The 13185-nt window shown below is 42.2% G+C and carries 9 protein-coding genes; 3 read left to right on the plus strand and 6 right to left on the minus strand.

Annotated elements, in window-relative coordinates:
• Window positions 1-109: 109 nt before the first annotated feature.
• Window positions 110-1660 carry a DUF1254 domain-containing protein gene (locus tag A9260_RS14435; protein WP_068700135.1) on the plus strand — a complete coding sequence of 517 codons (1551 nt, stop codon included), beginning with the start codon at window positions 110-112 and terminating at the stop codon, window positions 1658-1660.
• A 105-nt stretch (window positions 1661-1765) separates the two neighbouring features.
• Here A9260_RS14435 and A9260_RS14440 read toward each other — a convergent pair whose 3' ends face one another.
• From A9260_RS14440 to A9260_RS14465, 6 genes are all read right to left on the minus strand, one after another.
• The gene (locus tag A9260_RS14440) at window positions 1766-2212 is read right to left on the minus strand and encodes a hypothetical protein (protein ID WP_068700138.1); all 447 of its coding nucleotides are present in this window, start codon (window positions 2210-2212) and stop codon (window positions 1766-1768) included.
• A 209-nt stretch (window positions 2213-2421) separates the two neighbouring features.
• Window positions 2422-3624 carry an ammonium transporter gene (locus A9260_RS14445; protein WP_068700140.1) on the minus strand — a complete coding sequence of 401 codons (1203 nt, stop codon included), beginning with the start codon at window positions 3622-3624 and terminating at the stop codon, window positions 2422-2424.
• A 486-nt stretch (window positions 3625-4110) separates the two neighbouring features.
• Window positions 4111-5862 (minus strand): sodium:solute symporter family transporter, encoded by a 1752-nt coding sequence (locus A9260_RS14450; RefSeq protein ID WP_068700142.1) that lies wholly within the window; start codon window positions 5860-5862, stop codon window positions 4111-4113.
• A 624-nt stretch (window positions 5863-6486) separates the two neighbouring features.
• Window positions 6487-7110 carry a bifunctional 4-hydroxy-2-oxoglutarate aldolase/2-dehydro-3-deoxy-phosphogluconate aldolase gene (locus tag A9260_RS14455; RefSeq protein ID WP_068700144.1) on the minus strand — a complete coding sequence of 208 codons (624 nt, stop codon included), beginning with the start codon at window positions 7108-7110 and terminating at the stop codon, window positions 6487-6489.
• A gap of 45 nt (window positions 7111-7155) precedes the next feature.
• Window positions 7156-8079, minus strand: coding sequence for a sugar kinase (locus tag A9260_RS14460; RefSeq protein ID WP_068700146.1), 924 nt, complete (start codon window positions 8077-8079; stop codon window positions 7156-7158).
• 32 nt (window positions 8080-8111) lie between these two features.
• Window positions 8112-8447: a cupin domain-containing protein gene (locus A9260_RS14465; RefSeq protein WP_068700148.1), complete on the minus strand. Its 336-nt coding sequence runs from the start codon at window positions 8445-8447 to the stop codon at window positions 8112-8114.
• A gap of 313 nt (window positions 8448-8760) precedes the next feature.
• On the opposite strand from A9260_RS14465, the gene A9260_RS14470 reads away from it, so the two are divergent.
• Both A9260_RS14470 and A9260_RS14475 read left to right on the plus strand, forming a co-directional pair.
• Window positions 8761-10917, plus strand: a complete 2157-nt coding sequence (locus tag A9260_RS14470) for a heparinase II/III domain-containing protein (protein ID WP_068700150.1) — start codon at window positions 8761-8763, stop codon at window positions 10915-10917.
• Window positions 10917-13055, plus strand: a complete 2139-nt coding sequence (locus A9260_RS14475; protein WP_068700152.1) for a heparinase II/III domain-containing protein — start codon at window positions 10917-10919, stop codon at window positions 13053-13055. The genes A9260_RS14470 and A9260_RS14475 overlap by 1 nt, the downstream gene beginning before the upstream one ends.
• The last annotated feature ends 130 nt before the right edge of the window (window positions 13056-13185 follow it).

The following is a 13185-nucleotide window of genomic DNA, read 5'->3' on the forward strand; positions in this document are numbered from 1 at the left end:
TATCTCTTTTAGTCATAATTGTTGTTGATTATTTGTTATTAGACGCAAAATGTAAACTCTTCTAAGATTAATTCAGTCAATCAATTTGTGAACAATTAAGGGTTAATCAATGAACAATCTACTAAAAGGCTTAGTGGTCGCGACAGTTGGATTCGGCGCTGTAGCAAGCGCTGTCAGCGTTGCTTCTAATACTGAAACTTCAAATTCTGACACTTTGAAAGCTGGCACTGCAAACGCTAAATATCAAGCCAATGTGCCTGCAAGCATTATTACGCCAGATCATGTCGAGTCTGAGTATTTAGGTGCTTTGAACTATACCGATGGCGCACCGAGCGCAGAAACTACCGCTAAAGCGAATCGATTTGTGGATGTCTCGGACGCTGTGAGAGTCTTTTTATCCGGTATTCCTGTGGCATCTATCCAAGGTTTGTTAGCTGGGCATGAAAGTGTTGGTATGGTGCCAAACCAAACGATCGCCATTTCTGAGCAGATGTTAAATGCTAAAAGCTTATGGCTGACCGCGAATACTACAACGCCGTATGTCACCAGTGAGGTTGATGTAAAAAATGGACCTGTGGTACTAGAAGTAGGTACGCCAATTCTGGGCTTGTTAGATAATGCCGCGTTTAAGTTTGTTTCACGCATTGGTGTGACTCACCCCGAGGATCAAGGGAAAGGTGGCAAATACTTTATCTATCATGATTCTTATGAAGGCGCGATTCCAGAGGGCATGATTGCGGTTAAAACCAGCGGTTATCAACATTGGTTGCTAGTGCGTATTATTACGACGCCAGATAACGTACAAGCAGATGTGCAAAAACTTAAACAGACCATGAAGTTGTATCCATATGGCGAAAAGCCTAACACTGAATTTATGAACATTTCAGGTGTTGAATACAATACTATCCACGCAATGGATGAGTCTTTTTATGATGAAATAAATACACTGATTCAGTACGAACCAAGCGACATTTTTGATGGTGAGTGGTTGTCACTGGCAAAAAATATTGGCATCGAAAAAGGCAAATCGTATGAGCCAACTGAGTATCAGCAACAAGTCTTTACAGAAGCGGCAAAAATAGCGACAGCAGAGGTGCGTTCTTCATATTACGATCCACAGAAAACACAGATGGTGTATGACGATCGCAATTGGTTTACGCCTCTGGTATCAGGCTATGAGTTTAAAGACAGCAATGGCGTTGTTGATAGTGATATGCGTGCGACATTCCATTTTATGGCGACTGGTATTACGCCTGATATGGTGGCTGCAACCCCAGGCCAAGGTTCTGATTATTTATTAGCGACATTAGATAGTGAAGGGCAGATTTTGGATGGCAATAAACATTACACTGTAACGTTACCTAAAAATGTACCAGCTGCGAAGTTTTGGTCTTTCATGATTTACGATAATCAAACGCGCTCAATGCTAGAAACTGATCAAGTGACTGCGGGTGTGGATGGTCTATCGAAAGGGTTAGTGAAAAACTCAGATGGCACCATTACTATTCACTTTTCACCGGTTGCACCGCAAGGTATGCAAGGCAATTGGGTACAGACAGCGCCTAATAAGGGCTTTAACTTAATTTTTAGAATGTATGGACCGACAGAAGCATGGTTTGATAAGTCTTGGAAGCCAAGTGACGTTACTTTGGTTAAGTAAGTTTTAGCGGCTATATCTCACATCTAATATGACCCTGCCATGGCAGGGTTTTATTGTTTGAATGATCAAAATCATAGCGCAAGGAGTAGGGTAATTGGGCTAGGACTATAGAAGTGCAGTAATCGTCTTACCGTTACTCAATGTATCTTCAAGCTCAGCACCCATCATTAACTTACCCAGTGGAGCTTGGGGAGTGACCACAACAATAGTGTCGTTTTTTAATTTAAAACCACCACACACCGGCAGTAACCAGCAAGTCAGCGTGTTATCGACTGTGACTAGAGCGCCAAGGGCAATCTCATCATCTTGTGTAAATTCACGCATAAATAGCGATTTGATGGTATTGATCATCTCATCACATTCCGCGACGCGTTTAGATTGTCCGTGTGCCAAATACGCGGCTTCAATTGCCACGGTATCGTATTGAGTTTCTGCAACACTTTGTTCGTGAGTGGCGTCATCATGAGCACTATCTGCCGCACTAAGCGCATTTTGGCGTGAGACAGTTAGGATTTGAAGGAGTTCTTGGCGGAGTTGCTCTTTGTCGATCATGGACTGCAAACTTGAAGTAAAACACTATGGTATCGAAATCGCCTCCGATCTGCGATCTTTTATCCATTTAACGAGTAATCAGCTAGTTTATTAGTAACTAACAAATAAAAATGAGGCCAGTATTTGTCATTAAATGCTGGCCTCATTAAATTAATATAAAAGATGATTATTCAGTTGTAATTAACTGAATTTTATCTATTTATTTAATATTACTTATCGTTGTTTGTTGCGCCAATTTTGTGGATAGCAAGGTCAGCACCGATAAATTCATCTTCTTGGCTCAGTCTTAATCCTGCAAATTTATTGACCAGACCGTAAACAATAAAGCCACCAACTACTGCAACAGCTATGCCGGCTAGAGTACCAATAATTTGAGAAATTAAGCTCACACCGCCTAGGCCGCCCAGTAATGGTGAACCAAAGATACCTGCTGCAATTGCACCCCATACTCCACATAAACCGTGCAGTGGCCATACACCTAACACATCATCAATCTTGGTACTGCGTTGCAGTTTGGTGAATACCCAAACAAATAACGCACCAGCAACACCACCGACAACGAATGCGCCAACAGGATGCATAATATCTGAGCCTGCACATACCGCCACTAAACCGGCTAATGGTCCATTGTGAATAAAGCCAGGGTCATTCTTACCTACAATAAGAGCAACTAAAGTGCCGCCAACCATTGCCATTAAGCTATTGACTGCGACTAGGCCATTAATACCGTCTAGGGTTTGTGCTGACATAACGTTAAAGCCAAACCAACCTACGGTAAGAACCCAAGCACCTAGCGCTAAGAATGGGATATTTGATGGCGCAAAAGCAATACCAGGTTTACGGCCACGGCGCGAGCCTAAAAGATAAATCGCAACCAGAGCTAGCCATCCGCCCATCCCATGCACCACAACAGAGCCTGCAAAATCGTGGAATGATGCACCAAACTGAGACTCTAGCCACGCTTGGAAACCAAAGTTACCGTTCCAAATAACACCTTCGAAAAACGGGTAAACAAAAGCGACGATAAGTGCTGAAGAAAACAAGAACGGTTTGAATTTAGCTCTCTCTGCAATACCACCTGAAACGATGGCTGGAATAGCGGCTGCAAAGGTCAATAAGAAAAAGAATTTAACCAATTCATAGCCATGATTCTGGGTCAGTGTTTCGACGCTGACAAAGAAGCTTTGTCCATAAGCTATCTGATAACCAATAACAAAGTAAGCGACGGTTGCTAATGCAAAGTCGGCCATGATCTTAACCAACGCATTGACTTGGTTTTTATGACGTACTGTACCCACCTCAAGAAATGCAAACCCTGCGTGCATTGCCAAAACCATTATGGCACCAAGAAGGATGAATAAAGTATCTGCGCTTTGCGCAACGGCATCAATTGCCTGACTAATGTTGTCCATAGATTGTATCCATATGAGTGTCTAATTCCTGCCATTACTAATGCAATAACTGCACCAAAACTAACGCCCGTGCACCTCTTATAGTATTTATAGTTTTTTATTCATATATATTGAATTTAACCATATTTATATCTGCAAAGTCTTTACTTGCAAGCATTAAAAATTGGCTGTGCGGGTGTGATTGAAAAATAGCCACTAATGTAACGCTATATTTCTGTGCGGCCATAGGGTTGATGCACAGTAATGGTGCTCCATTGTGGTGCATTGCGCTGTTTTGTATTGGTGCAGAGATTGCGAAGCGTATTCTCTGAATTTAAGGCGATAGCTTGCGTAGTGAATTACGATTTGTATTGTATAAAATGCACAAAAAATAAGAAGTGAAGAGAGGGGGAGAAGAAGGCGTTAAGATGCTTTGGATGCAACAAAACAAAAAGCCCCAGCTAAAAAGCAGGGGCCTTAATTATGTTAACTTAACTAATCGGAAGATTAAGCTACTTTGCGAGCACCTGCTCTAGATGCGTTTACAAGTAGGATACCAACAGTTAGTACGATTGAACCACAAACTAGGAACAATAGGCGTCCAGTAGGTTCGTTCGGAATAAGAGCCATTGCTAATACACCAAAACCAGCTACACAGATTAGGTTACCAAGCATTGAACGTTGTTTAGTATCAAGGTCTTGTTGAGCTTCGCCTTCTGAAACAACAGGGGTATTCCAGTTAGTGAATAGTTGTTCAACTTCTTTTTCACGTTCAGGTGAAAGACCCTTGTATGCAAACGTGGTTAGCATGAAGAAGCCACCAGTAAAGACTACGTGTGCTGCTAAGCTTAGACCTACTTTAAGGTCAGCCCACTCACGAGCAGTCAATGCTTGATTCAAGCCAAAGATGTGTTCTACATCGTGCGCTGTAAGTGCGATACCGAATACATAAGAAACAATACCACCAACAATTAGAGTCGTCCAAGCAGCCCAGTCTGGAGTCTTGCGAATCCACATACCTAGTAGGATAGGGATAAGCATTGGGAAACCAATTAATGCACCGATGTTCAATACAATGTCGAACAAGCTTAGGTGTTTAAGTGAGTTGATGAATAGACCAATCCCGATGATGATCAAACCTAGAATAACTGTAGTCGCTTTACTTACCGCTACTAGCTCTTTCTGCGACGCATGAGGGCGTACAATAGGGCTGTAGAAGTTCATAATGAAGATACCAGCATTACGGTTTAGGCCTGAGTCCATAGAAGACATTGTTGCCGCAAACATTGCAGACATCAATAGACCAACCATACCAGCAGGCATTACGTTTTCAACGAACGCTAGGTATGCAGCATCGCCAGCTTTACTACCCATGCTTGCATATTGTGCAGCAAAATCAGGTTGGAAAGCAGCCATGTACCAAGGAGGTAGGAACCAAATTAGCGGACCAACGATCATAAGGACACAAGCTAGGCCTGCAGCTTTACGTGCATTGTCACTGTCTTTAGCACAAAGGTAACGGTACGCATTGATGCTGTTGTTCATTACACCGAACTGCTTAACAAAGATGAACACGATCCAAAGGATAAAGATGCTCACGTAGTTAAGGTTATTACCAAGCATGAAGTCGCCTTGGAAATTACTTACGATGTTACCAATACCGCCACCTGCAAAGTATGCAGCGATAGCACAGGTAATTGTTACAGCCATGATGACAAGCATTTGCATGAAATCAGAAGCAACAACAGCCCAAGAGCCACCTGTTACAGCCATTAGCATTAGAACTAAACCAGTTACAACAATCGTCGCTTCCATTGGGATGTGGAACACAGCCGCAACAAAGATAGCTAGACCATTCAACCAAACACCGGCTGAAATCATGCTGTCAGGCATACCTGCCCAAGTGAAGAACTGCTCTGAAGTTTTGCCGAAACGCTGACGAATTGCTTCGATAGCTGTTACTACACGAAGTTGACGGAACTTCGGTGCAAAATAGATGTAGTTCATGAAGTAGCCAAATGCGTTAGCTAGGAAGAGTATTACTACGACAAAACCGTCGGAGAATGCACGTCCAGCAGCACCTGTGAATGTCCATGCGGAAAACTGCGTCATAAAAGCAGTTGCACCAACCATCCACCACAACATCTTACCGCCACCCCTGAAGTAGTCACTGGTGGATGTTGTGAATTTTCTGAACATCCAGCCAATGGCCAATAAGAAGAAGAAGTAGGCGATCACAACAAAAGTATCAATAGTCATTTATTTCAGCCTTAAGGTCTTAGATTAACTGCCGACAAGCTTAGCGTTTTTCAACAGTTATTAGTACTACAATATACACTTAGTGTGATCTGGATCACACTTTTGGGAATGCACGCTCGATTGGTGTTTTTATTAATAAATTCAATAACTTACAAATAAAATATTCATTATCTATTCTGTGGTTGGCTAAATATGCGTCTTTTGTGCATATGCTTTAGTATTACTAAATGTAACCTTATAAACAGTAATTGATAATGACACGCCTAATAGGTTAGACCAGTTTGTAATGGTTTTGGTGGAATTTCCGATATTCCACTTTTAAGCGATGATTTTAATGGCAACAAAATCAACTTTTTATACCGATCACAGTAATTAAATGTTCAGAAATAGCGCAGGAGAAAAATTGAGAACAAGGAGCAAGTCATAGATAAGTGATTATTCTACAATCAAAAATTTTAAGGTAGTTATTGAGTGTTTTAACCAGCTTGGCTGATCAGTTAGTTGCGGGGGTTGGTATAAATATTAGCGGAAGAATAAATGATAGATGAGTCGATTGGCATTGGAGTGAATGACAAAAACAAAAAAAGCGAGCCTAGGCTCGCTTTATCAAAAGTTATGGGGCAATTAGCTAACGTGAGCTACTGCATCACGAACTAGTTCACCTAGTTCTTCCCACTTACCTTCGTCCATTAGTTTAGTTGGAACCATCCAAGTACCGCCACATGCAAGAACAGCAGGGATTGATAGGTACTCGTCAACGTTTGCAAGGCTAACACCGCCAGTAGGCATGAAGTTTACTGGGTAAACTGCAGTTAGTGCTTTAAGCATTGGAACGCCACCTGATGGTGCAGCAGGGAAGAATTTAAGAGTACGAAGACCCATTTCCATTGCTTGCTCAACTAGGCTAGGGCTGTTTACGCCAGGAACGATAGCAACACCTTTATCGATACAGTATTGAACTGTACGAGGGTTGAAGCCAGGGCTTACGATGAAGTCAACACCAGCGTCGATAGATGCGTCAACTTGTTCGTTAGTCAGAACAGTACCAGAACCGATTAGCATGTCTGGGAATTCTTTACGCATAACGCGGATAGCTTCAATTGCACATTCTGTACGTAGAGTAACTTCTGCACAAGGCATGCCGTTTTCAACAAGTGCACGACCTAGTGGGATTGCATCTTCAACTTTGTTGATTGCAATTACAGGGATTACTTTAAGGCTTGCTAGTTTTTCGTTCAAAGTTGTCATGGTTTTTCTCATCAAATTATGTGTGAGTCTGCGTGAGCAGGACAATTATAAAGACAGATCAGGCATCGCTTCAGCAGGGATGATAGCACCAGAATACTGGATTACTGTACCTGCTACTGCGTGGCCACTTGCTGCTGATTCCAGAGCAGTACCGCCACATAGGCGTTTTGCTAGGAAACCGGCGCTGAAAGAATCGCCAGCTGCAGTTGTGTCTACAATATTGTCAATTTGGTTAGCTGAAACGTAGTTTGCACTTTCGCCTTCAACTACTAAACATTCTTTACCGCCACGTTTGATAACAAGTTCTTTAACGCCAGCATTTGTTGTGCGTTCGATACATTGTTCAACGTGCTCGTCACCGTAAAGGTCTTGCTCATCGTCAAAAGTCAGAAGAGCAGTATCAGTGAAGCTTAACATCTTCAGATACCACTTTTGAGCTTCAGCTTGGCTTTCCCATAGTTTTGGACGGTAGTTGTTGTCGAAGAATACTTTACCTTCAAAGTTCTCAAGGAACTTGAATAATTCGTTACGACCGTTTTCAGTTAGGATAGCTAGCGTAATACCACTTAGGTAAACCGCATCGTAGCCACTTAACGTTTCAATCAGAGCTGCAGATTCAGCTTGATCGAACATGAATTTTGCTGCTGCATCGTTGCGCCAGTAATGGAAGCTACGCTCACCAGTATTGTCAGTTTCGATGTAGTAAAGACCGGGTTGCTTATTCGAAAGACGTGCGATCAGGCTAGTATCGATATTTTCTGCTTGCCAGTTAGACAGCATATCAGCACTGAATGGGTCTTGGCCTAAAGCAGTAATGTAGCTAGTTTTGATACCGTGCTTGTGAGTCAAACGAGACAAGTATAGAGCGGTATTTAGTGTATCTCCACCAAAGGCTTGCTTGAGAAGTTCGCCTTTTTGTTGAAGCTCTACCATACACTCGCCAATGATCGCGATATTTAATGATTTCATGTGTTTACCTAAGCTTATATGTACTTGAAAGATTACTTTAGAAAATCTTCACGTGCTGGAGAGAAAAGGTCCATAAGTTCACTTCCTTCTTCCAAAGCAATCGCACCGTGTACAAAGTGCTTAGGAGCGATGTATGCATCACCTGCAACAAGGATTTTCTTTTTGCCTTCGATTTCAGCTTCAAAACTACCACAAATTACGTAACCGATTTGGTCATGAATTTCATGCGCATGAGGATGACCGATTGCACCTTTTTCAAAACGTACACGAACACCCATTAGCTCGTCAGTGTAGCCAATGATTTGACGACTTACACCGTCGCCTAAGTCTTCCCAAGGCTGCTCTTTAGAGATGAAAAATGAATTCATTATGCGGTTCCTTAATGCTTTGAGTTTTAGCAAACTAAAAAATGAACTTTAACTCTGGGTATAATAATGGATTATTTTCAATTGTCATACAATAAGTTTATAGTTGTGTGACCTAGGTCAATTGTCAGTAATCTTGATGTTCTAAACTTTAGTTCGACAAATTTACCCTGCACTATAGCCAGAAAATAATCTTGTAAGCAATTGTTTGTGTGACTGCTTTCATTCTTTTTTGACCGTCGCATAGGATTATAGTTAGTATTGTATTACTTTATCGGGATTTTTATTATTCTCGCTATCTGAGGCATCAAGGCAAATGACGACACAACCGATATTATTGACCACTGAAGAAATTATGCAACTTCGTAAGGAAGTTGGCCGTAACACCCTTATGGGAAAGGCAATCGCTAAAAATGTTGAAGTATTAGAAGCATTTATGAGCTTGCCACTGGATGTACCAGGGCACGGTGATGGCGGAAGCTACGAGCATAACCGTCATAAAGACAACTACACCTATATGAATATTGCGGGTCGTCTTTTCCTTATTACTCAAGAACAGAAATACGCAGACTTTGTTATCGAACTGCTTGAGTGGTATGCAGACAAATATTTAGAGCTTGGTTATCAAGTTCAGAAAAACACTAACCCGACAGGTCGTCTATTCCACCAGATCCTTAATGAACATGGCTGGCTACTCTTTACCAGTATTGCGTATTCTTGCGTTGCATCGGTGATGACAGAAGAGCAACGTCAACGTGTTATAGAGCGTGTGTTTGTTCCGATGATTGAAATGAGTACTGAAAAATACTCGCATCGTTTTGACCATATTCATAATCATGGTGTTTGGGCTGTTGCAGCTGTGGGTGCATGTGCAGTAGCGATTGGTAAACCAGAATATCTGGAAATGGCGGTTTACGGTAAAAACCGTGAAGAATCAAGCGGTTTCCTAGATCAGGTATCTAATTTGTTTGCGCCTTCTGGCTATTATCTTGAGGGTCCATACTACTCACGCTTCACCATTCGTCCGCTAGTATTGTTGGCTGAAATCATTCATCGCCATATGCCAGAAGTGGATATTTACAATTATAAAAATGGCGTGGTAGGTAATACTGTTCAAGCACTATTGGCTACGGCTTATCCAAATGGCGTGTTCCCTGCAATGAATGACGCTTCTCAAAGCATGAGCATTGCCGATGCTGGCGTACAAGTTGCCGTAAGTATCTATGGCGCACATTACGCGTTAGATGACAACATTCTTGGAATGGCGAAGATTCAAGGTGGCGTATGGATGCACCCTTGTGGTCTTAAAGTTTCAGAGGCCTACGAACAAGCTTCTTTAGAGCGTGAAATTGGTCTTCCTTATTGGCCAAGTATGGAACTAAGCGAAGGTCCTGATGGCAATCAAGGCGCGCAAGGTTTTGTACGTATGCAAGACAAGAGTGGCGATGTTTCGCAATTGGTGATGAACTATGGCATGCACGGAATGGGTCATGGTCACTTCGATACTTTAGGCATCACATTATTTAATCGTGGTCATGAAGTATTGCGTGAGTATGGTTTTGCTCGTTGGGTAAACGTTGAGCCAAAATTTGGCGGTCGTTACTTACCAGAAAACCCATCTTATGCCCGTCAAACCATTGCTCATAATAGCGTGACAGTGGATGAGACTTGTCAAAACTACTTTAATGTAGAGCGTGCAGACTCTGTGCATGGATTGCCACATTTCTTCCAAGTTAATGATGAAAACATCAAGGGCATGAGCGCATTTGCTAATGACCATTATGATGGTTTTGCTATGCAGCGCAGTGTTTTCTTGCTTAATCTTGATGAGCTAGAAGCGCCTCTATTAATCGATCTTTATCGTTTAGAAGGTGAGGGCGAGCATCAATATGATTACTCTCATCAATATAGCGGTCAGATCATTCGTACTAACTTTGAGTATGAATCGTATAAAGAATTACAAACAGTTGGTGATGACAACGGTTATCAGCACCTATGGAAAGTGGCCGCTGGCAAGCAAAATGAAACGGCGTTGGTTAGCTGGTTGCAAGACAACAGTTATAATACTTGGTTAGGCACAAGCTCTAACAATAACGGTGAGATTATTTTCACTCGCTCTGGCGCAAATGATCCAAGCTTCAACTTACGTAGTGAGCCTGCGTTCATGCTACGCAGCAAAGGTGAATCAACCTTATTTGCTTCTGTGCTTGAAACTCATGGTTACTTTAATGAAGAATTTGAACAATCTGTAAATGCTCGTGGCAAAGTGTCGAATATTCGAGTAATAGGACACAATGACATTGGTTCTGCGGTCGAAATTACAACCGAACAGTCTACAGTGACTCTGTTAGTCTCTAATCGAAGTGACGTCACTGCTAGCACGATGAATGAAATGACAATAAATGAACATACTTTTGCTTGGACAGGATACTATTCAGTGAAAGTACAAACTCAATCTCAGGAGATGATTTAATGAGCTACCAACCATTGCTGCTTAATTTCGAAGAAGCAGCTGAACTTCGTAAAGAACTGGGCAAGGATAGCCTACTAGGTAAAGCACTAACTCGCGATATTAAGCAAGCTGATGCTTACATCACAGAAGTAGGTATCGAAGTACCAGGTCACGGCGAAGGTGGTGGCTACGAGCACAACCGTCATAAGCAAAACTATATCCACATGGATATTGCGGGTCGTTTGTTCTTGATCACTGAAGAAGAAAAGTACCGTGACTATATTGTTGAGATGCTAACTGCTTACGCAAAAGTGTACCCAACACTGGAAAGCAACGTCAGTAAAGATACTAACCCTCCGGGTAAAATCTTCCACCAAACGCTAAATGAGAACATGTGGATGCTGTACGCGTCTTGTGCTTATTCTTGTGTTTTCCACACGCTTTCTGATGAGCAAAAAACATTAATTGAAAACGATCTGTTTAAACTAATGATCGACTTGTTTGTTGTGACTTACGGTCATGACTTTGACATCGTTCATAACCATGGTTTGTGGGCTGTAGCAGCTGTTGGTATCTGTGGTTACGCGATCAACGATCAAGAATCAGTAGATAAAGCCATGTTTGGCCTTAAACTGGACAAAGTGAGCGGCGGTTTCCTAGCTCAGCTTGACCAATTGTTCTCGCCAGATGGCTATTACATGGAAGGTCCTTACTACCACCGTTTCTCACTACGTCCAATTTACTTGTTCGCAGAAGCCATTGAGCGTCGCCAACCAGAAATCGGCATTTACGAGTTCAACGATTCAGTGATTAAGACAACCTCTTACGCGGTATTTAAAACAGCGTTCCCAGACGGTTCTCTACCAGCTTGTAATGATTCATCAAAAACGATTTCTATCAATGATGAAGGCGTTGTAATGGCAACAAGTGTTTGTTTCCAACGTTACGAACAAGCAGAAACATTGCTTGCGATGGCAAACCATCAGCAAAACGTTTGGGTACACAGTTCAGGTCTGACTCTGTCTAACGCTGTAGAAGCAGCCGATGAAATCAAACCATTTAACTGGGGTAGCTTGTACATCACAGATGGCCCTAAAGGCGAAAAAGGCGGCTTAGGCATCCTTCGTCACCGTGACGCGCAAGATGATGACACTATGGCGCTAATCTGGTTTGGTCAGCACGGTTCTGATCATCAGTATCACTCTGCCTTGGATCACGGTCATTATGACGGTCTTCACCTAAGCGTATTTAACCGCGGTCTAGAAGTGCTACATGACTACGGTTACGGTCGCTGGGTAAACGTTGAGCCTAAATTTGGCGGTCGTTACATCCCAGAAAACAAATCTTACTGTAAACAAACTGTTGCTCATAACACAGTCACCGTTGATCAGAAAACGCAGAACAACTTCAACACAGCGCTTGCTGAGTCTAAGTTTGGTGAGAAGCAATTCTTCAACACTGATAATGCTAAGCTTCAAGGCATGAGTGGCCGTATCTCTGGTTACTACGAAGGTGTTGATATGCAACGTAGTATTCTACTTGCTGACATCGAAGAATTCGAAAAACCACTAGTGATTGATGTTTACCGTATTCAGTCAGAAGCTGAGCACCAGTACGACTTGCCAGTGCATTACACAGGCCAAATCATCCGTACTGATTTTGAATACCAAACGCAAGCAACACTGAAACCTGTTGGCGAGTCTGACGGTTACCAACACCTATGGAACTTAGGTTCAGGTAAAGTTGAAGGCAGCTCTCTAGTCAGCTGGTTGGCAAATAACAGCTACTACTCGTTAGTAACCAGTGCAACTGCTGATAGTGAAGTTATCTTTGCTCGCCTTGGCGCGAACGACCATGACTTTAACCTACGTAGCGAACCTGCGATGATCATGCGCCAATCTGGCAAGAATCACGTATTTGCATCGGTACTAGAAACTCACGGTTACTTTAACGAAGAGTTTGAGCAATCTGTGAATGCTCGTGGTCTAGTTGAATCTGTAACCGTTGCCGAAAACAACGAAGTAGGCACAGTAGTTTGCATTAAAACAACATCAGGTAATACATACCATTTCGGTATCTCTAACCTTGATGAAGAAGCACAAAAAGGCGAGCACACAGTAGGTGAGTTCACTTGGACTGGTTCTTTTGCTCAAATCTAATCTGAGTAGTAAGGTATTAGGCGAGAACAGTTGATTCAATTCTGATGCTTTAACCACAAAAAACGGATGTTAGGTTTACCTAACATCCGTTTTTTTATGTTTTTTTAATGAGTTTACATTACTGCTTAAT

Origin of the sequence: Vibrio sp. UCD-FRSSP16_30, from assembly GCF_001676025.1 — a bacterium.
Classification (GTDB): Bacteria; Pseudomonadota; Gammaproteobacteria; order Enterobacterales; family Vibrionaceae; genus Vibrio.